The 26,671-nt window shown below is 44.0% G+C and carries 21 protein-coding genes; 20 read left to right on the top strand and 1 reads right to left on the bottom strand.

Annotated elements, in window-relative coordinates; genetic code table 11:
* The first annotated feature begins 506 nt into the window (after positions 1-506).
* On the top strand, positions 507-1,184 hold the full coding sequence (locus BN1002_RS23425; protein ID WP_082036285.1) for a C40 family peptidase: 678 nt from the start codon (positions 507-509) through the stop codon (positions 1,182-1,184).
* A gap of 486 nt (positions 1,185-1,670) precedes the next feature.
* The gene (locus tag BN1002_RS17450; protein WP_048826798.1) at positions 1,671-1,934 is read left to right on the top strand and encodes a hypothetical protein; all 264 of its coding nucleotides are present in this window, start codon (positions 1,671-1,673) and stop codon (positions 1,932-1,934) included.
* Between the two features lie 306 nt (positions 1,935-2,240).
* Here the strand turns inward: BN1002_RS17450 and BN1002_RS17445 are convergent, their stop codons facing one another.
* On the bottom strand, positions 2,241-3,128 hold the full coding sequence (locus tag BN1002_RS17445; protein ID WP_048826797.1) for a LysR family transcriptional regulator: 888 nt from the start codon (positions 3,126-3,128) through the stop codon (positions 2,241-2,243).
* Between the two features lie 239 nt (positions 3,129-3,367).
* Between BN1002_RS17445 and BN1002_RS17440 the strand changes: the two genes are divergently transcribed.
* The 18 genes from BN1002_RS17440 (at position 3,368) to BN1002_RS17335 (ending at position 26,648) form a co-directional block, all read left to right on the top strand.
* Positions 3,368-5,086, top strand: coding sequence for a urocanate hydratase (locus tag BN1002_RS17440; RefSeq protein WP_048826796.1), 1,719 nt, complete (start codon positions 3,368-3,370; stop codon positions 5,084-5,086).
* Between the two features lie 91 nt (positions 5,087-5,177).
* Complete coding sequence (gene hutI, locus BN1002_RS17435; protein WP_048826795.1) at positions 5,178-6,446, top strand: imidazolonepropionase; 1,269 nt, start codon at positions 5,178-5,180, stop codon at positions 6,444-6,446.
* 3 nt (positions 6,447-6,449) lie between these two features.
* Entirely contained in the window at positions 6,450-7,604 is a 1,155-nt protein-coding gene (locus BN1002_RS17430; protein WP_048826794.1) for a M20/M25/M40 family metallo-hydrolase, read from the top strand.
* Between the two features lie 35 nt (positions 7,605-7,639).
* Positions 7,640-8,986, top strand: a complete 1,347-nt coding sequence (locus BN1002_RS17425; protein ID WP_052445668.1) for a YjiH family protein — start codon at positions 7,640-7,642, stop codon at positions 8,984-8,986.
* Between the two features lie 84 nt (positions 8,987-9,070).
* The gene (gene hutH, locus BN1002_RS17420; protein WP_048826793.1) at positions 9,071-10,576 is read left to right on the top strand and encodes a histidine ammonia-lyase; all 1,506 of its coding nucleotides are present in this window, start codon (positions 9,071-9,073) and stop codon (positions 10,574-10,576) included.
* A gap of 124 nt (positions 10,577-10,700) precedes the next feature.
* Positions 10,701-12,044: a Na+/H+ antiporter family protein gene (locus tag BN1002_RS17415; RefSeq protein WP_048826792.1), complete on the top strand. Its 1,344-nt coding sequence runs from the start codon at positions 10,701-10,703 to the stop codon at positions 12,042-12,044.
* Positions 12,045-12,177: 133 nt separating this feature from the next.
* Positions 12,178-12,465 (top strand): hypothetical protein, encoded by a 288-nt coding sequence (locus BN1002_RS17410; RefSeq protein WP_048826791.1) that lies wholly within the window; start codon positions 12,178-12,180, stop codon positions 12,463-12,465.
* Positions 12,466-14,016: 1,551 nt separating this feature from the next.
* On the top strand, positions 14,017-14,226 hold the full coding sequence (locus BN1002_RS17390; RefSeq protein WP_048826787.1) for a DUF4176 domain-containing protein: 210 nt from the start codon (positions 14,017-14,019) through the stop codon (positions 14,224-14,226).
* A 474-nt stretch (positions 14,227-14,700) separates the two neighbouring features.
* Positions 14,701-16,899 carry a glycoside hydrolase family 84 protein gene (locus tag BN1002_RS17380; protein WP_048826785.1) on the top strand — a complete coding sequence of 733 codons (2,199 nt, stop codon included), beginning with the start codon at positions 14,701-14,703 and terminating at the stop codon, positions 16,897-16,899.
* A gap of 508 nt (positions 16,900-17,407) precedes the next feature.
* Complete coding sequence (locus BN1002_RS17375) at positions 17,408-17,950, top strand: helix-turn-helix domain-containing protein (RefSeq protein WP_048826784.1); 543 nt, start codon at positions 17,408-17,410, stop codon at positions 17,948-17,950.
* 28 nt (positions 17,951-17,978) lie between these two features.
* A complete protein-coding gene (locus BN1002_RS24280; protein WP_048826783.1) occupies positions 17,979-18,974 on the top strand; it encodes an ABC transporter ATP-binding protein in 996 nt (331 codons plus the stop codon).
* Positions 18,975-19,001: 27 nt separating this feature from the next.
* A complete protein-coding gene (locus tag BN1002_RS24275) occupies positions 19,002-20,018 on the top strand; it encodes an ABC transporter ATP-binding protein (protein WP_231575050.1) in 1,017 nt (338 codons plus the stop codon).
* Positions 20,019-20,101: 83 nt separating this feature from the next.
* Entirely contained in the window at positions 20,102-21,331 is a 1,230-nt protein-coding gene (locus BN1002_RS17360) for a dipeptidase (RefSeq protein WP_048826782.1), read from the top strand.
* 28 nt (positions 21,332-21,359) lie between these two features.
* The gene (locus BN1002_RS17355; protein ID WP_048826781.1) at positions 21,360-22,985 is read left to right on the top strand and encodes an ABC transporter substrate-binding protein; all 1,626 of its coding nucleotides are present in this window, start codon (positions 21,360-21,362) and stop codon (positions 22,983-22,985) included.
* A gap of 78 nt (positions 22,986-23,063) precedes the next feature.
* On the top strand, positions 23,064-23,999 hold the full coding sequence (locus BN1002_RS17350) for an ABC transporter permease (RefSeq protein ID WP_048826780.1): 936 nt from the start codon (positions 23,064-23,066) through the stop codon (positions 23,997-23,999).
* An 18-nt stretch (positions 24,000-24,017) separates the two neighbouring features.
* Positions 24,018-24,917, top strand: a complete 900-nt coding sequence (locus tag BN1002_RS17345) for an ABC transporter permease (RefSeq protein WP_082036284.1) — start codon at positions 24,018-24,020, stop codon at positions 24,915-24,917.
* A gap of 11 nt (positions 24,918-24,928) precedes the next feature.
* Positions 24,929-25,792: an alpha/beta fold hydrolase gene (locus tag BN1002_RS17340; protein WP_048826779.1), complete on the top strand. Its 864-nt coding sequence runs from the start codon at positions 24,929-24,931 to the stop codon at positions 25,790-25,792.
* The gene (locus BN1002_RS17335) at positions 25,785-26,648 is read left to right on the top strand and encodes an alpha/beta fold hydrolase (protein ID WP_048826778.1); all 864 of its coding nucleotides are present in this window, start codon (positions 25,785-25,787) and stop codon (positions 26,646-26,648) included. Before BN1002_RS17340 ends, BN1002_RS17335 begins: the two co-directional genes overlap by 8 nt.
* Positions 26,649-26,671: the final 23 nt, after the last annotated feature.

The raw sequence follows: 26,671 nt of genomic DNA, 5'->3' as shown, positions 1-26,671 counted from the left end.
TGTTTTTATGAGTTAAGGTGCACTGTCACTCCTCGATTAAAATAAAATGTTGAATAAATCGAATTCGGGTTTACAATTGAGATTATCTGTTTTGTGCGCAGGGGATTTCTGCAAACGGAAATCCCCAGATATACACGGACTAAGTCCGTTGCCAGTCCCGTGATTGACCCAGTTAAGCCACTCATCCTAATCTGGTTGTGAGTGTAGGTGCCTGGCACCACCCGAATTAAAACTCGCTAGGTGGTTTTGTCCGGCGTTTTTTTTGTTGAGGTGTTTTTGTGTTGTTAGGCGGGCTGTGTGGTTGGTTAGGGGTTATTTTTGATATAAGAAAGATTGGTAATCTAGCACTATAATCAGTGCTATTTTTACTCATTCTGTTACATTTTTTGCTTCTTCTTTGGGAATATTGTCGCAAATTGTAATACAAATGTAATACTAGCGTTATTTTTTTGTAACCCCTTACGATATATACTATGTTTAACATTTAGAAAAACGGGGGAAAATACTTGTTTAAGAGAATCCTAGCATCTATGTTGCTCTTCGCTTTAATAGCTACTGTCGCACCTTCTATTGATCAAGCCTCTGCCTCTGGATCGACTTATTATGTGAAAATTAATTCTGGATCATTAAATATGCGAAATAAACCCGTTGCTTCTGGAAAAGTAGTAGCTAAACTTTCCAAGAACCAGTTAGTAACTGTGGCTTCCCAATCAAAAGGGTGGGCAAAAGTTTCAACAAACGGAAAATCAGGTTATGTAAGCTCAAAGTACATTGCACCTAAAGTGGTTACAACTGCCAAGACTGCGGCTCCAAAACCAACTGCTAATTATAAAGCTAAGGCCATCTCAGTTGCGAAAAGCAACATGGGGGTCAAGTATAAATGGGGTGGGACCACTCCAAGTGGCTTTGACTGCTCTGGTTTAGTAACATTCTCATATGAAAAGGCTGGCGTCAAGTTGGCTCGTACAGCTTCGGAAATGTATAATACTGGCACCAAAGTTACTGCTTACCAACCTGGCGATCTATTATTCTTCGCAACTAGCGGCGGAAGAAAAGTAACCCACGTAGCGATTTATATTGGCAATGGACAGATGATTCATTCAGCAACATCAAAAGGCGTATCAATTGCCAGTATCAATAGTTCATATTGGAAGCCAAGGCTCATTGGCGGTAAAAGAATATAAATTAAGCAGCTTGAAGGTGATTCCTTTATTGAATAGGGGTCATCTTTTTTTTAGTAATCGGGGGTTATATCCTGGGTATCAAAAAACTTTATGAAAAATGAATGGGTGAATGGGGGGGGAATCTTATGGAAGAACAATTAAAGCAAATTTTGAGTGAACTGCAACCCGCCTGGGTAAATCCAAAACGCGTTCCGAAATGTTTAAAAAAGTGCTTGCTCTGATACAATCCATATTGTTTTTTGGGGGACGAGACCCGTATGATCGGGTGCCTCTCACTACCCGAGTTTTCTTGTTTCACAGTTTGATAGTTCCACAATCTGATTTGACTGGTTGGGATGTGGCGTCACTTCCGTGTTGCAGGGGGGTGAAAGAAAGGAAGCCGGCCTTTGCTATGCGCGTTATGCTCCCATATTTTTTCAGAAGCCGAAGTCGCTGATTGAGGGGAAACTATTGTATAATGGGAGGAGGAAAAGGAGGTGAGAATGGATGGAAGAAAGGCTAGGACGAATAGAAGATATGATCACCCAGTTGGTGGGGATGGTAGCGAAAACAAATAGTTTACAACAAGAAATGCAACAGGACATGAAAGCGATTCGTGAAGATTTCGTGGCAGAGAAGCAAAAAAATGCAGAACGCCATGAGGAAGTTGTTGGCAGGCTTAAGTCCTTAGAATTGGACCAGGATTTCATTTGGGAAAAAACCGCGCGAAATGAACGGGAACTGGAAGTTTTGAAAAGGAGACTGGTTTAGAATTTACCTCTTTTGATATTCCTCTTATATATCCTCTTTAATATTCTCCTGTTGAGGTGCCTGTCACTCCAAGGCTTTTCTTGTTTTACAAAAGTGATGTAATCGAAAAAAAGGCATTGTTGTACTCCGTAGAGTTTACAATGCCTTTTGTTGTTCCAGGCTGGTGGAGAAATGGGTCGACTGGAAGGACGTACAAATACCCTGATTTTTTCAAAAAGAAAAAGATGGTGAGCCATAATTGAAGTTTAGGTGCCTGTCACTCCCCGGCAACGAAAGAATCGTCACCAATCCGCTTGTGAAAAAAGTTTAGGATTTCCCGAAGTTTTCTTTCACTAACGTGATGAATTTATCTACCAATGGAGGCAGATACCTGTTTGTATCGAAAGCGAGGTATACGGTCCTTGATAGGTTGGAATCGTGTATTCGCTTGAAATGGAAAGTTGGCCTGTGTGTATGTTTAACATAGTTTTCAGGAGCGACTGTGATGCCCAATCCTGCTTCTACGAGGTCGATCGCTGTTTCAAATCGTCCAATTTCAAATTGGATGTTTGGTTTTATGCCGGCTTTTCGAAATGCATTTAGAATATCGGTACGGGTTTGGAAGCCTTTTTTGGAAATGATGAGCCGTTCATTTTCCAGATCCTTGATCGTAATGAAGCTTTTGTTTTTTAAAGGATTGCAATTTGGTATGAGCGCTACTAATCTTTCGTCGTATAAAGGAATTAAATTGATATGGTCACCGTTAATATATTGATTTGTGATAGCAAGGTGGATTTCAAAGTTTGACAAAGCCTGCTCAACATCTTTTAAACTGAGAACCTCAAATAATCGTATAAATACATGTTCGTAGTCTTGCGTGAATTGTGTTAAAACCTTCGGAACCCAAAACTTCGAGGATTCAATGATGCCAATGGATAATTCTAAAGGCCCCTCTTTTTTTAGCTTTTTCATTTCTTCAGATACATGGTCAAAATGGATCAAAAGCTTCTTTGCTTCCTGGTAAAGAATTTTCCCCTCATTTGTTAACATTAAATCCCTCTTGCTTCGATCCAACAATTCAAAGCCCATTTCTTTTTCTAGCTTCTTAATTGAAGTGCTTAAGGAAGGCTGGGAAATATGCAGTTTTTCGGCTGCAGCAGTAAATGTTGAGTGTTCAGTCACCGTTACGAAGTAGTACAGTCTTTGTAAATCCACTTCAACTCTCCCCCTCTTATAGTTTCAAACTATGGAACTATTGTTAAGATGTATTTGTAATTATAGATTAACCTATTTAAAATATTAATTAAAGTTGGAAAATTCCAAAAAATATACCAAAGGAGGGTTGAATGTAAAAAGTCAAACAGCTCAAAATGTAAGCGTTATCTTTCTTGGGAGAACATCAACGGGATGAAAGCTTTGTACTATAAAATCTATCGTTACACGGAGGTAAAGTGATGGTTAACCAAAACATTGTAGAAAAGCCTGAGATACTTTATTCTGTCAAAGCCCAACGGGGATCTGAATTACGATGCAAAGGCTGGAGGCAAGAAACCATTTTGAGGATGCTTGAAAATAATATGGAGAATGCTGAAAAGCCTGAGGAGCTTGTCGTTTATGGAGGGATCGGAAAGGCTGCCCGGAACTGGGAATCTTACCATGCCATTGTGAAAGCGCTGAAGGAATTGGATGATGATGAGACATTGGTTGTCCAGTCTGGTATGCCCGTAGCGGTATTTAAGACACATAAATATGCACCTACCGTCGTGATGGCAACAACAAACATTATGAGGCCTTCCTGGGAAACCTTCTATGAATTGCAGGATAAGAACTTAACGATGTTTGCGCAATACACAGCTGCCCCGTGGCAATATATCGGAACACAGGGCGTTATTCAGGGAACATTTGAAACCCTTTCCGCGATTGCACGGAAACATTACAACGATTCCCTTGTTGGCAAAATCATGTTGACCGCAGGTGCGGGAGGCATGGGCGGAAACCAGACGCGCGCCATGGCCATGCATGGAGGAGTAGGGATTGTTTGTGATTCGAATGTTGACACAATCAAGCGCAGGATGGAAGTTGGCTATATAGATGTGCTGGCTGAATCGCTCGATGAAGCGATTGAACTGGCAGAAAGGCATGCAACTGAAGGCACTTCAATCGGAATTGCCGTGGTTGGAAACGCAGCAGATATTTTTGAGGAAGCATACGAAAAAGGCTTCAAGCCGGATATCCTAACTTCGATGACGCCAGCCCATGACCCTATTTCCTATTTGCCGTCCGGCTATACAGTCGAAGAAGCAGATGAACTGCGCAAAAAAGACCGCCAATTGTATTTGAAAAAAGCCCAGGAAACGATGATTCGCGAATTGCGGGTCACCAATAAATTTTTCGATGATGGCGTACATGCTTTTGAATACGGAACAAGCCTGCGCAAGGAGTGCCGCGATGCAGGGATGCCGGAAGATGAAGCAATGAGAATCCCAGGTTTTGTAGCTGAATACATTCGGCCGCTTTTCTGCGAAGGACGAGGACCTTTCCGCTGGACTTGTATGTCGGGAGACCCATCTGACCTGGAAAAAATAGATGACATGGTTTTGGAAAAATTCAAAGATGATTTACTTGTCACAAGGTGGATCAAATTAGCCAAGGAACATATCCCAATTGAAGGTTTACCTGCACGTATTTGCTACCTCGGCTTTGGGCAAAGAAAGGAATTTGCACTGGAAGTAAATAAAATGGTTAAGAGCGGTGAGTTAAAGGGGCCGGTAGCGTTTTCCCGGGACAACCTTGACTCGGGTTCGATTGTCAATCCGACATTCGAATCGGAAAACATGCCTGACGGAGGCGACTTGATTTCCGATTGGCCTGTCCTTAATGGCCTCCTGAATGCGGTTGGCATGTGTGATTTGATTGCGCTGCAAGCAAACTATTCAATGGGTGAAGCAGTCCATACAGGGGTCACCATGATCGCCGATGGGACAGATGAAGCGGATATGCGCCTGGAGATTTGTATGACAGTCGATTCCGGCATCGGTGTTGTCCGGCATGCGCAAGCAGGGTATGAAAGCGCCAAGGAAGTTGCGAATGGTAATGGCAAACTTACAAAAGAGAGCATTAAAATCCCACTCTGGTGGACGCCAACAGCCACATTCGGGCCGGACGAGGATTAAATATCTATTATAAAAAACAAGAGAGGAAGGGGACGGTTGCGGAATCCGTACCCTTTTCTCTTAAAAGTTTAGCAGTCCAGGAGGTAAAGCGGTGGTTAAACAAAAAGAGAAAGCCGACATCATCATCGCAAATGCAAATGAACTAATTACATGTACAGGCGATAAAGCTGATTCGATCGGTAGGATCCCGAACGGCTGGGTAGCGATAGCCGGAGAAAAAATTATCGCAGCCGGTTCAAAAGAAGAAGTTTTGCAGGAAGTGGATAGTGAACAGGCGGAAATAATCGATGCCAGCGGAAAAGTAGTGGCACCGGGTTTCGTTGACAGCCATACACACGCGATTTTCGGCGGCTCCCGTGTTGAAGAATATGCTGCGAAAATGACCATATCCGATCCGTTGGAGCTCATAAAGAGAGGCATTGAAACAGGGGTGATGGTGTCTGTCAATAAAACGAGGAGGGCAAGCAAGGAAGAACTCTATCAGTCTACTGAAAAAAGGATAAAAGGCATGCTTGCTTCCGGGACGACAACCGTTGAAATAAAAAGCGGGTATGGCCTGAGTACAGCGGATGAGCTGAAAATTTTAGAAGTAGCCTCCGAGTTAAATCAAAATTCTAGTATAGATATCGTAAATACATTTCTTGGTGCACACGGATGGCCGGAAGACATGACCAAGGAAAGGTATATAGATTTTATTATCAATGAAATGATCCCACAGGTGAAAGAAAGGAAGCTTGCTGTTTTCCATGATGTGTGGATCGAGGATTCCCATTTCGATGTGGAAGATACAATCCGGTTATTGGAGGCCGGCGAAAAGGCAGGATTAAAGTCCAAGGTTCACACCGATGCTTACTCCTATATTGGGGGATCTGATTTGGCGGCAGAAAGGAAGGTTGTCTCCGCGGATCATCTTAATTATACGCCGCCCGAGGTGATGAGGAAGTTGGCAGATGCGGGTGTTGTTGGGGTTTTGATGCCGTCGCTGGATTTTGCGGTGGCCCATAAGCGGCCTTTTGACGCAAGGGCGATGATTGACTCAGGCATGACCTTAGCGCTTGCTACCAACCTGAACCCGGGAAACTGGACAGAATCGATGCAATTTGTCATGGTCCTTGCATGCAGGTTGTATGGTATGTCACCAGAAGAGGCCATTCGTGCAGCTACGATTAACGGCGCCAAATCTCTCGACCTTGACCATGACCGTGGATCTATCGAAAAAGGCAAACTTGCCGATATTCAAATTTGGGATATCCCATCCTATGAACATGTCATTTACCGTCTTGGCAGCAATGTGGTCGATTTTGTCTTAAAGAGGGGCAAAACAGTTTTTAAGAGAAATGAACTCGGAAGGGATGGTTAAAGGGTGTCCAGAAAAACGTTGATTAAAATAGACGAAGACCGTTTATTGGATAGCTTTTTGGAAATGGCAAAGGTGAATGCACCAAGCGGCAAGGAGAAACCAATGGCTGAATATCTAGTTCCGAAGCTTCAGGAATTAGGTTTTTCCATTCAATTTGATGAGTCCCATAAGGAATTTGGCGGAAATTGCGGGAACCTGATCGCATGGTGGGACGGTACGGATCCGGATGTTGAGCCATTATTTTTTTCAACTCATTTGGATACAGTTCTTCCTACAGAAGGATTAACCCCGGTTATAAAGGATGGAGTCATTTATTCGGATGGAACAACCATTCTTGGGGCGGATGACAGGGCTGCATTGGCTGCTTATTTGGAAGGGATAACAGTCATTCAGGAGTCGGGGATTCCTTGCGGGCCGATTGAACTGATTCTGACAGTCAATGAACAGCCTGGGCTGGTGGGGGCACGCTATCTCGATTATTCCTTAGTGAAGAGCAAAAGGGGATTTATTTTTGACAGTACCGGCGATATTGGCCAGATTATCCTGCAGGGTCCCTTCAGCAGCAGGATTTATTGCGAAATAGAAGGAAGGTCTTCACATATCGGCCTGAACCCGGAAGAGGGGATCAATGCATTTCTCATTGCGGCCGATGCGTTGAAGAGTATGGATTTAGGCAAAGTCAATGACCAGACTCTTGCCAATATTGGCGTGATCAGAGGCGGGACCATGTCTTCGATTATTCCTGGAGAAGTCGAGCTGGTCGGGGAAGTCCGAAGTTTTGCAAAAGAAGCCTTGGATACCCAACTGGAACATATGAAAGAAGCTGTCGAAAAAGCGGCCAGAAAGCATGGAGGAAAGGCAAACGTCCGTTTTGAAAAGAAATATTCGGGGTTTAGCATCCCAACCGAAAATGATATCGCGCAAACGGCCATCAGGGCAGCCGACCAGATTGGCGTGAAAAAATATACAACCCAAACCTTGGGCGGTGCAGATACAAACGTCCTTAATGAGAAAGGACTTGAGTGCCTGACACTCGGAAATGGCTTCAAAAACCTTCATACCTTCCAAGAGCATATCAGTGTTGAGAATTTGATGAACGGGGGAAGATATGTAGTTACGCTAATCAAGGATTGGTATGAGTCTCATAAGAAAAACTAGAAGATTGAACGGGACGGGGTGAAAAAATGAATGACATGGGAGAGCCGGTTATTGATAAAGACGGTTATGGAAGGGTTGGTTTGAATACACCGTTAAATTCTCCATTAAATATCATCAGATTTTTCGCATTCAGTTTAGTTGGGATTTTCATGTTTTTTATGCCTATTGAAATAAACGGTAAAAGTTCAATTCCGCTAGACCACCTTATTACCTGGATACGCGGTATCACCGGAGGAGGTGCTTCTTACTATGCCCTTACCCTTGTCATCCTGGGTGCAATTTATCCTTTTTATAAAAAAACCTGGAACAAGAATAAGGTGGAAGTTGTTATTTCCATATTTAAGGTATTAGGTGCGATTGCCACTCTTCTCGTTCTATTTAAAATAGGGCCGGCTTGGTTGCTTGCTGATAATATGGGCCCTTACTGGTTGAATTTGCTGCTGATTCCGATTGGCTTACTCGTGCCCATAGGGGCAATATTCCTGGCCCTTCTAGTAGGATATGGCTTACTTGAGTTTATTGGGGTACTCATGCAGCCAATCATGAGGCCATTATGGAGAACACCTGGAAGATCAGCGATTGACGCGGTTGCTTCCTTTGTAGGAAGTTATTCAATCGGATTATTAATTACAAACCGAATTTATAAAGAGGGAAAGTATAGCCAAAGAGAAGCTGCCATTATTGCTACAGGCTTTTCAACCGTTTCTGCCACCTTCATGATTATTGTGGCAAAAACCCTTGATTTGATGAACATATGGAACATCTATTTCTGGGTCACATTTTTGGTCACATTTGTTGTAACTGCAATCACCGTAAGGATATGGCCATTAAGTAAAATGAAGGATGATTATTATAATGGAAAAGGACTGCCAGAGGCAACCATTCAAGGGAACCGTTTGAAGCATGCTTGGAATCAAGCAATGATCACTGCCCACCATGCCCCCAATTTAATGAAAAATGTTATTGAAAACGTAAAAGACGGAGTCCTAATGGCGATGTCTATCCTGCCTACGATCATGTCAATTGGTTTACTTGGGTTTATTTTAGTCAACCATACACCTGTTTTTGATTTCGTCGGCTATCTTTTCTACCCGCTGATTCTGTTGTTGCAAATACCAGAACCATTTATAGCGGCAAAGGCAGCTGCTATTAACCTGGTTGATATGTTTATTCCATCATTGGTAGTCGCTGATACTAGCCTGGAAACCCGTTTTATCATTGGTTCTCTTTCTATATCGGCAGTGATATTTTTTTCATCGCTGGTTCCATGCATCCTTTCTACAGAGATACCAATAAAAATACGGCACTTAATTGCCATTTGGTTTTTTAGGACGATATTTACCTTAATAATCGTTACCCCTATTGCTTATTTAGTACTTTAATCAACTTTTACAAAAAGCCGCTGGCACTTCGGCATTCGACTATCATTATACGAAACATTTTAAAAGTATAGGGGGAGATTCATTTTGCTATCTGACCAGGTTTTCCAACTTGATGGATATTCGTTAGACCGCCATCAGATTGAAGAAATTGCTTTCGGGAGGGCTCAAGTGGCCATTTCGGATGAGACGAAGGTGAAAGTTAGAAAAAGCCGGGAACGAATTGAAAGGCAGCTTGAAGAAGGGCAGATTGTTTATGGCGTCAACACTGGATTTGGGAAGTTAAGTGATATCGTGATAAGGGAGGAGGATATTGAGAAATTGCAGCTTAACCTTTTACGGGCGGATGCGGTAGGGGTTGGGGAACCATTTCCAACACCTGTTGTAAGAGCGATGATGGTGTTGCGCGCCAATTCTCTCGCAAAAGGTTTCTCCGGTATCAGGGAGGAAACGTTGACTCTTCTTACACAAATGATTAATAAGGGCGTACATCCCGTTGTTCCTTGTAAAGGTTCTGTTGGGGCGAGCGGAGATTTGGCCCCTCTTGCGCATGTTGCGATTGTGTTAATAGGTGAAGGGAAGGCAGAATACGAGGGAGAAGTGCTTCCGGGGGGAGAAGCGTTAAAAAGAGCAGGCCTGCAACCCGTTACTTTAAAGGCAAAGGAAGGGCTTGCGTTAATAAATGGGACCCAAGCGATGACGAGTGTCGGTGCCCTTGCGCTTAATGAAGCGGAGCGCTTGGGGAGGGCAGCGGATATGTCGGCCTGTTTGACAATGGAGGCGCTCAGGGGAATCATTTCCGCCTTCGATCCTGATTTATTGGCGATTCGGCCGCACCCGGAAATAGAAAATGTTGCATCGAGGATTAGGACGTGGCTCGAGGGGAGTAAGCGAATTACCGAACAAGGAGAAATTCGGATGCAGGATGCCTATTCGTTCCGCTGTATTCCCCAGGTTCACGGTGCCTCTTGGCAAACATTCAGGCATGTTGAAACTGTGTTGGGTATCGAGTTTAATGCCACAACAGATAACCCGATTATTTTGGAAGATGGCCGGGTTTTATCAGGCGGGCATTTTCACGGACAACCGATTGCCCTTTCGATGGATCATTTGAAAATTGCCGCTGCGGAGTGGGCCAATATAGCAGAACGGCGCATTGAACGGCTTGTCAATCCACAATTAAGCGGCCTATCGCCATTCCTTGCAAAAGATCCCGGTTTGGAATGCGGGTTGATGGTTGCCCAATATACAGCCGCGTCACTTGTTTCAGAAAATAAAGTATTGGCACACCCGGCAAGTGTAGATTCAATTCCTACATCGGCGAACCAGGAAGACCATGTTAGCATGGGGACAATCGGGTCAAGACAAGCGCGTGAAATTATCCATAATTCAGCTCGGGTAATCGCAATCGAAATGATTTGTTCTTCCCAGGCCATCTATCTTGAAGAAGCGGAGGATCAGCTTGCTCCGGCAACAAGGGATTATTTGGAGAAGGTTCGAAGCATTTGCCCTCCACTTGAAAGTGATCGGGATATATCAGAAGAGATAGAGGCCTTGGCAACTTTCATTTTAAGAAATGAGATTGTTCAATAGCTTACTGGAAACATGCTTAATACACCAACGTTAAACAAGGTTTACTCTGTAAACCATTCTTTTTGCCAGTAGATGACTGAATCTTCAAACACTTTATAAATCCTTAAAAAAGGTGAGTGAAAAAATGGCATTATTTAACCCAGTTGTGTTGTCTGTTTTAACGTTAACTATTTTAAGCTTGTTTCGAGTACATGTCATTTTTGCTTTGGTTGTTTCAACCATAGTAGCTGGATTAGCGGCTGGGCTGCCGCTTAATGAAACGATTGCGACATTGATTGGCGGAATGGGCGGGCAGGCGGAAACCGCTTTAAGCTATATTTTGCTCGGGATTTTTGCGGCGATGATTGCCTTAACAGGCATTACGGACGTTCTCGTTCAATATCTGCTTAGAGTAATTAAAGAAAAGAAATATTTTTTACTGTTCCTTATTGCTGGCCTAACATGTTTATCGGGAACGCTGATTCCTGTCCACATTGCCTTCATCCCAATTTTAATTCCGCCGTTATTGATTTTATTCAATAAGCTCAAAATTGACAGGCGTGCCGTTGCATCGGCCCTGACATTCGGCCTGAAGACTCCCTATATGGTGCTTCCAATTGGCTATGGGCTGATCTTTCACGGTATTATTGCCGCGGAAATGAAAAATAATGGGATGCCAATTAATATGTCAGATGTTCCTTTTGCCATGATGCTCCCAGGTTTGGGAATGATCCTGGGGCTTATTATCGCCATATTGTATTCATACAAAAAACCCCGGGATTACTATTTTGCAGAGTTGAAAAGAGTGGATTTAGGGGTGGAAGAATCGGCTGCCGGGGTTGAAGTGCCAGGTAAGTTGGATGCACCTGATAAAAAGCTATTTGTCTTCACTCTCATTGCAATCGTAGCAGCGTTTGTCCTTCAGTTGGCTTTCAGCTCAATGGTAGTTGGGGCTGTTGGTGGAATCACTGTCCTGTTTTTATCTAGAGTCATACCGATGCATACGGGGGAAAAAGTTGTCCAGCAAGGGATGGTCATGATGGGAGCGATTGCTTTTATCATGTTGATTGCTTCCGGTTATGCAAATGTTTTGAAAGAAACAGGGGCAGTGAAGGAATTGGTATTAGGCGCCAGTTCAATTCTTGATGGAAGCAACCATATGATTGCGGCGTTTGTCCTCCTGTTGGTCGGACTGATCATCACGATGGGAATCGGAACCTCATTTGGTACAGTGCCAATCATCGCTGCGGTCTATGTTCCATTATGTGCTGCTTTAGGTTTCAGTCCACTGGCTACAATCGCATTAATTGGGACAGCCGGGGCCCTTGGCGATGCAGGTTCGCCTGCATCGGACAGCACACTTGGCCCGACAGCAGGCCTGAACGCAGATGGCCAGCATGACCATATATGGGACACCTGCGTACCAACGTTCATTCATTATAATATTCCATTGCTGGTATTTGGGACGATTGCTGCGATTGTGCTTTAGAGTGAGGCAGGAGACTGAACAATTAAAGTCCATGTTGATCGCAATTGATAAAATTCCGCAAAAAATTGGCTAGAAAGCGCTCAGACCCTTTCTTGTCTAGTGAATTTGGGGCCAACATGTAAAGTCAAGAGCATTGGACGTCATCAATAAAGGACGAGGAGCAGACCAACTCATTCTTTATACACCTGAACGCGGCGAGACAACACGAACGAACCCGTATGGCTACGAAGTAACCGTCGAAAATGGAGTGGTTCTGAAGCGGGGCGGCAATAATTCCGCCATTCCAGCTAATGGCTATGTGTTAAGTATCCATAATAGCAACTGGATGGAAAGAAACTGGCTTGACCTGAACTCTGAAATCGGCGCAAAGGTTCTTATCGAAAACGGTCAGGTTCTAATTACGCCGCCAGCGGCTCAATAGTGCAAGTGTCTGTCACTCCCTGTTTTTCTCGTTTCATTAGATTGGGTGTTCCGGGGACATTGCGTAGATTGAAGGGAGCTTAATAGATAGAGTTATGAAGGAGAAACCCGCCAGGCATTTGGTGTCTGACGGGTTTTTTGTGTGTGGTAAGAATTGTTTGCAGGTGCTATGGTGAATTGATTTTTTACTATAAAAATAGAAAATAGTAAAATTTTGTTATACAATAACTTAAGTGAAAATGTTAAATTTTAGGTAATTTGAGTTTGCCTACTGATTCGAATAAATATCAATTATGTGAAAAATGATATTGCCAGTCTTCAATCAATTTCCTCCTAACTAAATCAAATCGAATCAAAAATTCTATCAGTAAAAAATGAAGTTGATCCCAGGATTCAGGCTCATCAGGGATCTTGCTATTATAAAGGCCGTTAAATTCCCCGGTTGGACAGTACTTCTAACAAAAAGTTCGCCACAAGGAAACTGCGAAGACGATTGTTTTTAAGGCAGAAGGGACTATCAAACTTGTAACTTCTGTTAATTCAAACAAAGGAGATAGAGCTATTCTTAGAGAGGCCCCGATCGCAACTCAATTATTACTGCTCGGTAACGGAAAAATGAGAGGGGGCAACTTATATACTTTTATATCTTGCTGCTGCGGTGATATTTTTCATCTTGTCTCTTCCTATAGCTTCACCCAAGTTCAGAAAAGTAAATGGTCAGAAGGCATACGTGACAGGCTCTGTTGCCGCCGTAGTGATCATCGCAATTGCAGTGTCTATTTTGAATAGGGTGGAAAGGGCCGTTTTTACCAATCCGGAAACAGTTTCGTCCGCTCTAGAGTTGGTTAAGACAGCTATACTGATACTTTTTCCAGCGACAATTTTATTAACGGGAATGATCCGTATGAGTCTGGGAGGTTCGAAGGATTGAAAAAGAATTTCCGCTTCATTATAGTAGGCTTCTTCATTCTCTGTCTGCTTACGACATTACTAAGTTTACAGGTATATTCAACCTTTCCATTGTGGTTGAAATTAAGTACTATTCTTATTCTTATTGGTTATGCTGGTCTATTTGGACATGGCTACTTACTTCTAAAAAAAATCGAGCTAGAAAACTGGATGAAAAACATCAGATTCATTTTTCTTGTGGTCATGCTCTTTAGTGTTCAACTGTTACTGATATCGAATGCTGTTTATTTTGCCGAGGTCAAGGAAAATGGAATTAGGGGGCAGGTAAACTACTTGCAGTTTACCCTGCTAGTCTATTTGCAGCAGCGGTCATTTTTTTCATACTGGCCTTATTCGTAACTGCACCTAAGCTCAGGAAGGTCAATAGTATGAAAGCATACGTAATAGGGACTGTTACCGCTATGGTCATTATTACTCTTATATTCCTTGCTTTGTTCATGCTAAGGAATACAGTTTTTATTACTACTTATTCAAGTACAGATGTGGATTCTTATGACTTTTTTATCGCGTCAATTCTAGCACTCTTTCCGGCAACAGTTTTAGGAACAGGTTTGATACGAATAGGTTTGGATGGATTCAAAAAATGAAAAAATATTTGCCTATTGGCTCGGTCGTTCTCTTAAAAGGCGGGGAAAAAAGAATCATGATCTATGGGAGGCAACAAAAGGAATTGCGCTCTGATAAGATATGGAACTATATTGCCTGCCTTTATCCAGAAGGAAACTTAAGCGAGGATTATATGTACCTTTTTAATCAAGACCAAATAGAGAGGGTTTACTTCGTCGGTTTCTAGGATGAAAAAGAACTGGAGTTTGCAAGAGAAGCCCTGACCTCTAATATGAAATGATCTATAAATAGATAATTGTTAAAGTTAGATATATTCACCCCTGTCTATTTGCCTATAACACAGAACAAATAGGCTTTCCAGCGTATTTTTGTGTTTATGCCTATTTTAAAAACGGGATATATGTCCCTATGAACCCTAGTACCCTATTGTTATAATGCGAGGTGTAGGATGATTATATATTCGCATGTTACTGACTTGATCAGGCAGGGCGGCGCTTTGCAGGAGGGATTTTCCTTCTCGCATTGTGTTGCCCTGCTTTTTTTGCCGGGATTTGGAAGCGGTTGCTTCGCTGTTGTAATCACGGGAATACGGGACATGCGAAAAGAGAGTCATCCTGGAATTGTCGAAAAATGAGCACAAAAGAGGTGGTAGACGGCAGGAAAAAGCATGAGTCACAAACACTAAAAGGAGGAATGGAATATGAAGAAGAGATATCCTTTATGGAAAAAGGCGCTCGTCCTTTCTGCGAGTCTGTTATTAAGCGTTCCAAGTCTGCAGGGCATAAACAAGGCCTCGGCAGCGAGCCCAGCCATCCAATCGATTAACCCAAAGCCGCAAGAGGTTAAAGTGACTGGTAATGGTTTCCCGCTCACGCCGAAAGTGGGCATTGTTATCGGGGAAAATACGGATGAAGAAGCTATTAAAGAAGTGGTCCAGGCTCTGGAAAAGGCTGAGGTAAAGCAAGTTATCCGCTATAACGACAAGGAAAAGGCTACGACCCCCGTAACGGTTTGGATTGGCGGGCCTTCTGAAAATGAAGCAGTCCTAGATGTGTTGAAACAAATGGAGGTTGATAGTCCGGAAGCATTGGAGCGTGAAGGCTATGTCCTCGCCTCTAGTTCAAAAGGGAAGAAACAAATTGTCCTCGCTGGAAAGGATCAGACTGGAACCTATTATGCAGCGAAGTCGTTTTCCCAGTTGATCCAGGAACAAGAAGGCAATGATTGGTTCCCGCAGGCCGAAATCCGTGACTGGCCGGAAATGCCGATCCGTGGTTCCATCGAAGGATTTTATGGCCCGCCTTGGACTCATGAAGACAGGCTCAATCAGCTGGAATTTTACGGCGACAATAAATTGAATACATACATTTATGCACCAAAGGATGACCCTTATCATCGCGAAAATTGGCGCGAACCGTATCCTGAAGAGGAGTTGGCGCGCATAAAGGAGCTCATTGATAAGGCAAAAGAGAATCATGTGAAATTCACTTTCTCGCTGTCGCCAGGCCAATCCATCTGTTATTCCGGAGATGAGGATTTCGAACTTTTGATGAATAAGATGGATGCTGTATGGGATTTGGGCGTCCGCTCCTATGCGATTTTCCTTGATGATATTAATAAGGATTTATATTGTGAACAAGACAAAGAGAGATTTAGCGGCGATGAAGACCCGATTGCTGCGGCACACGCCTATTTGTTGAATCGTTTTACGAAGGAATTTATTGATACACATGAAGGGGCAGAGCGCCTAATCACCGTTCCAACGGATTATGCGGGTAATCAATCAAACACATACCGGGAGCGCTTTGCTGATTTGCTCAATGAGGACGCCATCGTGATGTGGACGGGTCCGGATGTGGTTTCCAAAGAAATAACTGCTGAAGGAACCCAGAAGGTCCATGAGATTTTTAAGCATGATTTGTTGCTATGGGATAATTATCCTGTAAATGATTTTGAGCGTAATCGCCTGTTCCTCGGGCCGCTCGAGCATAGAGATGCTTCGTTAACTGAGCACGGCCTAGTGGGGTTAACCGCCAATCCAATGAACGAAGCTGAAGCTTCCAAGATCCCATTGTTCACGATTGCTGATTACAGCTGGAATCCATCTGCTTATAATCCAGTTGATTCATGGGAGCGCAGTATTCAATCGTTTGGCGGCAAGGCGGCTGATGCGCTGAAGACATTTGCCGAAAACTCCTATTCTTCAACGCTGAGTGATAGAGACTCGCTGACATTAACTCCGTTGATTGAAGAGTTCTGGAAAGCATACGGGACAGAGGCGATGGATCAGGCTGCTAATAAGCTGATTGCCGAGTTCGAGAAGCTGCAAACCGCACCTGAAAGACTGCGGCAAAACCTGGACAATCAGAAGTTTCTAGATGAAACAGAACCGTATTTGGACAAGGTTGAATTGTATGGGGAAGCCGGCCAGTTGGCTGTGAAAGCGTTAGTTGCCGAGAAAAGCAATAATCTGGAAGAGGCGCAGCAATATAGAGAAAAATTAAAGTCCATGTTGATCACCATAGATAGTATCCCGCAAAAAATTGGTGAGAAGGCGCTCAGGCCGTTTCTTGTCCAAGGAATTTGGGGCCAACATGTAAAATCAAGAGCATTGGACGGCATCAATAAAGGACGTGGAGCCGACCAACTAATTCTTTACACACCTGAACGCGGAGAGACGACACGAACTAATCCATATGGATACGAAGTCACCGTCGAAAATGGTGTGGTTGTGAAACGGGGCGGCAATAATTCCGCCATCCCAACTAATGGCTATGTATTAAGTATCCATAATAGCAACTGGATGGAAAGAAACTGGCTTGACCTAAACGCCGAAATCGGCGCCAAAGTTCTTATCGAAAATGGGCAGGTACTTATAACGCCTCCTGCGGCGCAATAGATTAGGATTTTCTGTACTACCCGGTTTTTCTTGTTTTCGTTTATAGGGGATTCCGGGAGTTGAGTGTGGATTGAATGGAGCTGATAGATAGAGTTATGAAAGAGGAACCCGCCAGATATATGGCGGGTTTTTATATGTTTGATTCATAAATTTGTTGCAATCCAAGCAGGAGCAGTGTTAGCTCTTGTGAATATGAACGTAAAATCCTTTTTTTAAAATATTACTATATTTGAATAAATATTAACATTCCTGTATTTCTAAAAGGCTATTAAAGTAAGCGCTCGCCATCATGAATTATAAAAAAATTGAAGCATTTGCTTTATTAATTTGCAGAAGGAATCCTTTTTTGTAAAAAAGGATGCTTTTGTTATATAACTTTTAGTCAAAACATAAAAAAAATTCAGAAAATAATGCTTTTCTTTTTTGTTAATTATGGTATTATCATAACAAGTTAAGTAATACTGTAAAAGTGCAGATAAAACAAGAATGACATTGTGAGGAATTGTAGATGGATGAGATTTGTATTCGTATAAAAGAACTTAGAACCCGCAAGGGCCTGACGTTGAAAGAACTTGCTGATATGACAGATTTATCTGTTAGTTTTCTATCCCAGATTGAACGCGGAACGACTTCACTGGCCATCAACTCGTTAAGAAAGATCGCTGAGGCTTTTGAGGTTGATATTATTTATTTCTTTGAGAAACAAAAGAAAGAAAAATATGTGGTTAGGAAGCACGAACAAACTCCTTATGAAGTAAAGGGCCTCGAGTCGATTTATCATCGGCTGAACGGGGAGTTTCCCAATCGTTCATTGGCCCCTTTCATTATCAAGCTAAGGCCTAAAATTAAAGGAAAGCAAAAATTTAATTACTATGGGGAGGAGTTTTATTATGTCTTGAAAGGAACAGTGATTTTTACGGTTGGTGAGGAGGAATACATTGTCGAGGAAGGGGATTCCATCCATTTCCCTTCCAATGTACCGCACTTTGGAGAAAATCCTCTTGATGTGGAAACGGTCCTGCTGTGTGTGATAACGCCAGTAATATTCTAAATTTTATTCGGGGAAGGAGGGCTTTTCTATGCAGCCTATATTGGAAGTTAAAAATGTTACGACAGGATTCCATACGGATAATGGGGTTGTCAGGGCAGTAGAAAACATATCCTTCACTGTGAATCCGAGTGAAACGGTATGTATAGTAGGCGAGTCAGGCAGCGGCAAAAGTGTGATGTCGTTGACAGCTTTGCGTTTGATTGACTATGACAATGGGAAGGTCCTTGAGGGGGAAATCCTCTTTAATGGAGAGAACCTGCTGAAGAAAAGCCCTGAAGAAATGCGGAAGATACGCGGCGGGGAAATCGCGATGATTTTCCAGGAGCCGATGACAGCTTTGAATCCGGTGTTTACCATTGGCAAACAAATTACCGAAGCCGTTATGTTGCATAAAAATTGTTCTAAAGAAGCAGCGATGAAACGGGCAAAGGAATTGCTCACATTGGTCGGCATATCTGAACCGGAAATCCGGCTGAAACAGTATCCGCATGAATTGTCTGGAGGCATGAGGCAGAGGGTGATGATAGCGGTGGCCTTATCCTGCGAACCTAAGCTTTTGATTGCCGATGAACCGACTACTGCCCTTGATGTCACCATTCAGGCGCAAATCCTGAATCTGCTTCAGGAACTGAAGGAACGCCTGAATATGGCGATTATTCTCATCACCCATGATATTGGGGTTGCGGCACAGCTTGCTGATAAGATTGTTGTCATGTATGCAGGAAAGGTTGTCGAGGAAGGCTCGGTGTATGAGATTTTCGACAAGCCGAAGCATCCATATACACTCGGGCTCCTATCTTCGATTCCGACGATTGACGGTGACCGCAGCCAAAGACTGACATCCATTAAGGGCAGTATCCCTAGCTTGATGGAAATGCCCGAGGGCTGCCGATTCAATCCAAGGTGCTCTTTCGCGACAGAGCGCTGTGCTGTTGACGATCCTGTTCTGGAATCGATTGGGACAAGGAAGATTGCTTGCTGGAACCATGGAAAGGTAATGGCAGATTTTAAATTGTCTGTTTGATAGGAAGGAAAGAAGGGAGGGAGACATTTGACTACTGAAATTGCTGAAGAAAAACCTATTGCCAAACCAAAAACGGATTCAGACGTTCTTGTTGAAGTTGAAAATCTGAAAAAGTATTTCCCTATTAAACAAGGAATTCTGAAAAAGGCGGTCGGCAATGTAAAGGCTGTTGACGACGTTTCATTTACCATTCGCAAGGGGGAAACCTTCGGGCTTGTCGGGGAGTCTGGTTCGGGAAAATCGACGTTAGGGAGGACGATGCTTCGACTCCAGGAACCGACGGATGGAAAGGTTTTGTTTGAGGGCCAGGATCTTGGCACCCTTTCGGTAAAGAAGCTGCGGGAAATCCGCCGTGAAATGCAAATCATTTTTCAGGACCCATTCGGATCTCTGAACCCGCGCTTTACAATTGGTGAAATTATTGGAGAGATGTTTAAGGTCCATCATATTGGCACCGGCAAGGAAAGAGAGGATAAAGTACGCGAACTCCTTGAGCTGGTTGGGATCGACCCGAACCGGATTCATTATTATCCCCATGAATTTTCCGGAGGACAGCGGCAGCGGGTCGGGATTGCAAGGGCAATTGCCCTCAATCCAAAATTCATTCTGGCTGATGAAGCCGTTTCCGCATTAGATGTCTCGGTACAAGCGCAGGTCATCAATTTGCTGAAGGATCTTCAGGATAAGCTTGATCTGACGTATTTATTCATTGCTCATGGCCTGAATGTTGTCCGCTACATATCGACAAGGGTCGGGGTCATGTATTTGGGAAGCCTTGTGGAAGTAGCCGAGACGGATGAATTATTCACTCATCCGGCCCATCCATATACCCAGGCGCTAATATCCACCAACCCTGTTCCCAATCCGTATAAGCGTAAGAGTCCAATCTTATTGAAGGGGGAAATTCCATCGCCTGCCAACCCTCCTTCGGGATGTAAATTCCATACACGCTGTCCGCTTGCTACTGAACGGTGTAAAAAAGAGGTTCCGCTATTAAGAGAGGTTGGGTCTGGTCACTTGGCTGCCTGCCATTACCCACTGTAAAAGACTATTTGCTATTGGTAATCCAATCTGTCTACCTATAATAGACGGAATATTCAAATAATATTAAGTTAGGAGAGTTAAACATGTCAGAAACTGTACAAAAAGTTCAAACGAAAACAAAACCATACAACGGGTATAAGTCGTTCCAGTACCTTGAACCTGGGGAGGATTACAAGCCATACAAGCTGGCGAAGGAAATCGGCCGGGTTGAACCGTTCACTTATCCCCTTTCGGAGGAACAGGAAAAGGAAGTTCAGGTCATCCTTGAAGATGAATTAATTATTTCTCTTCATGAGCATACCTTTGTTTGTCCCGAGAATGTAGGGGAAATCTTCGAGTTTCGCCGCCAGGGCCGTGATTGGACTGGATATGAGGGTTTAAGTGTTTCCGGTCTGGATGTTGTTTTCGAAAACTATATGGATGGAACAGCGATGATTACCTCGAACGCGGGATGGAAATGGAACGATGTGATCCATGATCTTGGAATCCGCTATAGCGACTTTGCTCATCAAGACCTTGTAATCAGAGCCGACACAATTGAAGATATTTACCGCTCAAAACGTGAAGGCAAAATTGCATTTGTCACATCACTTGAGTCAGCAACACAAATCGAAAATGAAATCGACCGCGTCGATGTCCTGTACGGCCTAGGAGTCAGGGTGATGGGAATTGCCTACTCCGAAGCGAATGCTCTTGGTTCCGGCCTGAAGGAAAAGAACGATTCCGGACTGACAGTGTTCGGCCACAAAGTCGTAAAACGTATGAACAAGCTTGGCATGACCATTGATGTTTCCCACTGTGGTGATAAAACAGCAATGGATGTTATTGAAGCGAGTGAGAAACCAATCTTTATTACCCACGTTGGATCGAGGGCACTTTGGAATACCAACCGAATGAAACCTGATTATGTATTTGAAGCATGTGCTGCCAAAGGCGGAGTGATTGGTATTGAAGCGGCGCCGCATACAACACTGACTGCTAATCATCCGGAGCATTCAATCGAATCAGTCATGGAGCATTTCGAGCATGTTGTGAAGCTTGTTGGAATCGATCATGTCGCATTCGGTCTTGATACTCTATACGGAGACCATGTGGGTCTGCATCATGTATTTGCTAACGCCTTATCAATCGGTGAATCGCATGCCGGTGTTGATTTTGAAGAAGTGAGCTATGTGAAAGGGCTTGAAAATCCTTCTGAAGCCTATCCGAACGTTGTTCGTTGGCTTGTCAATAAAGGATACAGCCGCGAAGACATCAGGAAGGTCATGGGTGAAAACATCATGCGTGTCCTGAAGGAAACATGGGTGAAATAATTAATCGGAAAATTGGGGGAGTTCCAATATGAAAAGAAATTGGTTTAAGTATGTTGGCGTTATAACAATAATTTTTATGCTGCTTATTTCATCTGCTTGCTCTTCCGATGAGGCATCAAGCAGCACAGGGAAAAACTCGACAGGGGAGCCGAAAAAAGGCGGGACCGTCACCTCTCCGATTGTAGGGGATCCCATTTTCAATCCTTGGCATCCGAACGCATATGCTGAATCGAATGTTGTCAATCGCATCATCTTTTCCGGTCTGACAAAGCCAGGAAAAGATAATGCTCCATCACCGAGCCTTGCCACCGAATGGAGCGCTTCTGAAGACGGCCTTGTATGGACGTTTAAGCTCCGTGAAGGAGTCAAATGGCATGACGGTGAACCGTTTACTGCAGAGGACGTTGCGTTCACCTTTAACGATATTGTCTTGAATAAAGAGTTGGGCTCAAATGGAGCTTCAAACTATAAAGCTGTTGATAATGTAAAAGTTGTTAATGACCATATAGTAGAATTTCATTTAAAAAACCCATGGGCAGCATTGCCTGCTTACCTTGGTTTCAATTCGGAAATTATTCCCAAGCATAAATTTGAGGGCCAAAATCCATGGGAACTTACTTCTTTTAATAAGGAAAAGCCTGTTGGAACCGGGCCGTTCAAGGTTGGTACGTATATTTCCGGACAAAGCGTCGAGCTTATCCCGAACGAAGATTTCTTCGGAGGCGCGCCACATCTTGATAAGTTTGTTTACAAAATCCTTGCTGAAAAGAATACCCATGTTGCCCAGGCACTGAGCAATGAGCTTGATATCTTTGTACTTGAAGATAAGGCTTCTCTGGAGCGGATTAAGCAATCGAAAAACCTTGAAGTGCTGCCTTCCGACGCAAACAGGTATTTCTGGATTTCCTTAAACCAGGAGAATCCCATGTTCACAGACCTTAAAGTTCGACAGGCATTCTTACATGCCATTGACCGCCAGGCGATTATTGACTCGGTCTTAAAAGGCTTCGGTAAAATCGCTGATGCAGCGATCACGCCGCAATTGAGCACCTATTATACTGATGATGTAAAGCGGTATGATTACGACCCGGCAAAGGCAAAGGCCCTATTTGAAGAAGCCGGCTGGAAAGATTCAAATGGCGATGGCATCCTTGACAAAGATGGAAAACCATTCAAGTTTGAATTTGACATCGGTATTCAAGGCGACCTTGAACCTATAGCTCAAATGGTTCAGCAGTATCTGAAGGAAGTTGGACTTGATGTGAAGCTGAACACACTTGAGTGGAATGCGATGATTCAGAAGAATATTATTGAACGCGACTTTGACATGATTCTGAACTGGTGGGCATACCCAGCAGATCCGGATGTTTACGCGCAGTACCATTCCTCCAATGCTGGCAAAGGTAATAATATACCGGGTTATAAGGATGCTAAGCTTGACGAGTTACTTGTAAAAGGTCAGCAGACAAGCGACCCTGCCGCGCGTGGCGAGGTCTATAAGGAAATGCAACAATATATGGCTGAAAATTTGCCATATCTGTACCTCTGGTACCCTGAAGAAATCCAAATCCGCAACAAGAAGCTGAAAGGCGTACCTGACATGTACTTCGGCGGAGCCCTGCACTATGTCAACGAGTGGTATATTCAACAATAAACGATAGCAAGCGTGCTGGTGCCGATTGCCGCTCATTGCGGCAATCGCAGCCTTTTTAATGAAAGGGGGCATTACGGGATGGTCAATTTCATCATCAATCGCCTATGGCAAAGTGTTATTTTGATGCTGATCGTCACGGCGATAACATTCTTCTTAATCAACCTCGCACCGGGAGGTCCGGCTTCCTTGATGAGGATGGACGCTACGGCTGAAGAGAGGGAAGCCTTGACAAAACAGATGGGGCTCGACCAACCGGTAATCGTCCGTTACGGCAAATGGCTAGCAGAATCACTGCAGGGGAACTTCGGCCAATCGCTGACAAGCGGACAGCCAGTCATCCAACGGGTAGGAGAACGATTTCCGCATACAGTCGAGCTGGCTATTTATACGCTTATCTTTTCGGTGGCAGCCGGGGTCGTTCTGGGAATCATTTCTGCAATTCGGCGCAATAGCGCCGCAGATTATTCAATAAACTTCTTTTCAGCTATCGGGCTGTCGGTTCCCGCATTCTGGCTGGCTATTATGCTGATTTACTTGTTCTCCGTTGTCCTCCAATGGCTTCCTTCGTCCGGAGTCGGAGACGGCACAGGAGCGCAGAAGTGGAAATATCTAATTATGCCGGTATTAATTTTATCAACAACAACCCTGCCGACGATTGTAAGGTTTACAAGGTCTTCCATGCTAGAGGTTATCTCACAGAATTTTGTGCGGACCGCCCGGGCAAAAGGTGCAAAGGAAAGGACTGTTATCTATTCGCATGCATTGCGGAATGCACTCATTCCAGTCGTGACAATTATTGGGGTGCTTATTCCACGCCTTCTTGGCGGTGCTGTCATTACTGAAACAGTGTTCGGCTGGCCCGGAATGGGCAGGCTTATTGTAGAGGCAGCCCAGGGACGTGACTACAACCTTGTCATGGGTGTGACTGTTATTGTTACCTTTATTGTCATCGTTTCAAACTTCCTGGTCGATATTGTGTATTCCAGGATTGATCCCCGTGTCAAAAACTTTTAAGGAGTGGAGGTGGGACCATTGTCATCAATCCCTGTACATAATTCAGGCGACGTGATTGTCAACAAAAGCAGGCCAAGGGTTAAAAGGAGAAGCGTCCTATCCCGTCTCCTGCAAAATAAGATTGCCCTTATAGCACTTATTTTTTTATTGTTAGTTCATTTGATGGTATTCCTTGGTCCGATCTTTTGGACGATCAGCCCGGAAAAAATTAACCCTGCTGCTACCTTAGCGCCTTGGACAGCTCAACATCCGTTAGGAACAGACGACCTTGGCAGGGATGTTCTGAGCCGGATGCTTCACGGCGGCAGAATTACACTGCTTGTTGGTTTTACCGCAATGGTTGTGACGATTTTGGTAGGAGGGATTGTCGGGGCGTTTGCCGGATACTTTGGCCGTTGGATTGAGGCTATCTTGATGCGCGTAACGGAAGCGTTAATGGCAATCCCGAACTTTTTCCTTGCCCTTGTGGCTTTGACTGTATTAGGAAAAAGCCCTGTTATGATTGTCCTCGTTATTGCATTCACGTCATGGATGGAAATCGCCAGGGTCGTATATGGAGAAACAATGAAATGGAAGGCGCAGGAGTTTGTGGAAGCTTCAGTTGCGTCAGGCGCAACTCATTTACGGACCCTTTTTGCCCATGTCATTCCACAGGTTATCCCGACCATCATAGTTTCCTGTACACTCGGAATTGCCTGGTCCATTTTGACCGAAAGTGCGATCAGTTATCTTGGATTGGGCATCCAGCCTCCGACCCCGACTTGGGGAAATATGCTGCAAAATGCACAGCAATATATTTGGACCGCCCCGGTTCTTGGCGTCCTGCCTGGGCTGGCAATCACCTTGGTCGTTCTGGCTTATAACTTTCTTGGCGATGGGCTTAGAGATGCGCTTGATCCAAAGCATATTAAAAAATAAGGGGTGGTACCATGATTGCTGAGATTAATGGCTGTAAGATATATTACGAAGTTCACGGTAATGAAAACGGACATCCGATTTTCTTTATTCACGGCGGACCGGGGCTGGGGGATTGCCGCGCTGATGTAGCGACATTTGCTCCGCTTGGAGAACATTTCCGGCTTGTTTTCATCGACATGAGAGGTTCGGGCAGATCAGAGGAGAAACCGCCCTATACCCATGAACAATGGACCGATGATATTGACCAGTTACGACAATTACTTGGATTTGATAAAATCACCATCCATGGCTCCTCGTATGGTGGGTTCATATCGCTGGAATATGCGTTAAAGTACCAGTGCCATCTAGAACATGCCTTCTTGAATGTCACTTCTGCAAACAATGACCATCATTACGCAGCCATCGAGAATGCAATGAATAGCAATCTTCCTGGAATTGACAGGGATATGCTCGACCGGCTTTTTAATGGAAGAGTTTCTTCCAACGAGGAGTTCAAAGAGATGTATACAGCGATTTTGCCATTGTATGCAGCCGTTGAATTTGATCCCGTCGCAGCGCAAAAGAAGCTGGATTCCATTCATTATCATTACGCTACGCACAATGCAGCCTTCAGCGAAAACCTGCCTGCCTATGATGTGCGGAGCAGACTGGGGGAAATCCAAGTCCCGGTCATGGTTACCGGCGGACGGCTTGACTGGATTGTCCCGGCTGATAATGCTGAGGAAATTGCAGCGGGAATTTCGAAATCTAAACTGGTCATTTTTGAAAAGAACGGCCATTCCCTCGTCCGGGAAGAAAGTGCCAAGTATATTGCGCTAGTCAGAGAGTTTATTAATGAGCATACGGGCCGGAAGGAGGAACTACATAATGTATAAAACAATCAATGGCTGTAAGATTTATTACGAGGTTCACGGAAAAGAGGATGGCGAGGCGATTTTTTTCATCCATGGCGGTCCTGGGATGGGCGACTGCCGGGGTGATATCAAGGCATTTTCCTCACTTGGGGATGAATACAAGCTTGTCTTCCTTGATATGAGGGGCTCCGGACGCTCTGAGGAAAAGCCGCCATATACCCATGAACAATGGACAGCAGACATCGAGGGGCTTAGAAAACAGTTGGGCCTCGGAAAAATAAAAATGCTTGGCGGCTCTTATGGTGGATTTCTGACACTTGAGTATGCTTTGCGCTATGGAGAAAATCTCACCCATATCATTTTGCGGGATACAGCCCCAAGCTGCAATTACAATGACGAATCCACCGAGCGGGCATTAAAGAGCAACTTGCCTGGAATCAATGAAGATATGCTGAATCGCCTGTTCTGTGGCCAGGTCCGCTCCGATGAGGAATTCAAGGAAATGTTCGCAGCCATCCAGCCGCTGTACACTGTCAAATGGGATGAGGAAAAAGCAAAACAGCGCCTTGATTCAATTTTCTTCCATTATGAAACTCATAACTACGCTTTTAGCGTAAACCAACCGGCATACAACATTACCGAAAGGTTAAAAACTATTCAGGTGCCGGTACTCGTGACAGTCGGCAGACACGACTGGATCACTCCAGTTGTCGCCTCCGAAGACATTCACAGAGAACTCCCTAACTCAAAGCTTGTCATCTTTGAAAACAGCGGCCACTCTCCGCATCTTGAGGAAAATGACGAGTATGTAAAGCTAGTTAGAGAGTTTATAAGTGTGGAGATCAATGTTGCTGAGACTGAAATAACAGGTGTTTAAAATGGTGGTGATTTCCCACTCAA

It is taken from the genome of Bacillus sp. B-jedd, assembly GCF_000821085.1.
In the GTDB taxonomy this organism is placed as follows: Bacteria; Bacillota; Bacilli; order Bacillales; family Cytobacillaceae; genus Bacillus_D.
Note: the sequence above shows the minus strand (reverse complement) of the source record. Positions and strands in the feature narration are given on the sequence as shown.

What these genes read in the sequence shown, in the direction of transcription:
- BN1002_RS17450 (WP_048826798.1), top strand. Translation starts at nt 1,671, where the DNA reads ATGGAAGAAAGGCTAGGACGAATAGAAGATATGATCACCCAGTTGGTG.
- BN1002_RS17380 (WP_048826785.1), top strand. Translation starts at nt 14,701, where the DNA reads ATGAAGAAGAGATATCCTTTATGGAAAAAGGCGCTCGTCCTTTCTGCG.
- BN1002_RS17440 (WP_048826796.1), top strand. Translation starts at nt 3,368, where the DNA reads ATGGTTAACCAAAACATTGTAGAAAAGCCTGAGATACTTTATTCTGTC.
- BN1002_RS17335 (WP_048826778.1), top strand. Translation starts at nt 25,785, where the DNA reads ATGTATAAAACAATCAATGGCTGTAAGATTTATTACGAGGTTCACGGA.
- BN1002_RS17415 (WP_048826792.1), top strand. Translation starts at nt 10,701, where the DNA reads ATGGCATTATTTAACCCAGTTGTGTTGTCTGTTTTAACGTTAACTATT.
- BN1002_RS17360 (WP_048826782.1), top strand. Translation starts at nt 20,102, where the DNA reads ATGTCAGAAACTGTACAAAAAGTTCAAACGAAAACAAAACCATACAAC.
- BN1002_RS17425 (WP_052445668.1), top strand. Translation starts at nt 7,640, where the DNA reads ATGGGAGAGCCGGTTATTGATAAAGACGGTTATGGAAGGGTTGGTTTG.
- BN1002_RS24280 (WP_048826783.1), top strand. Translation starts at nt 17,979, where the DNA reads ATGCAGCCTATATTGGAAGTTAAAAATGTTACGACAGGATTCCATACG.
- BN1002_RS17390 (WP_048826787.1), top strand. Translation starts at nt 14,017, where the DNA reads ATGAAAAAATATTTGCCTATTGGCTCGGTCGTTCTCTTAAAAGGCGGG.
- BN1002_RS17375 (WP_048826784.1), top strand. Translation starts at nt 17,408, where the DNA reads ATGGATGAGATTTGTATTCGTATAAAAGAACTTAGAACCCGCAAGGGC.
- BN1002_RS17355 (WP_048826781.1), top strand. Translation starts at nt 21,360, where the DNA reads ATGAAAAGAAATTGGTTTAAGTATGTTGGCGTTATAACAATAATTTTT.
- BN1002_RS17340 (WP_048826779.1), top strand. Translation starts at nt 24,929, where the DNA reads ATGATTGCTGAGATTAATGGCTGTAAGATATATTACGAAGTTCACGGT.
- BN1002_RS17350 (WP_048826780.1), top strand. Translation starts at nt 23,064, where the DNA reads ATGGTCAATTTCATCATCAATCGCCTATGGCAAAGTGTTATTTTGATG.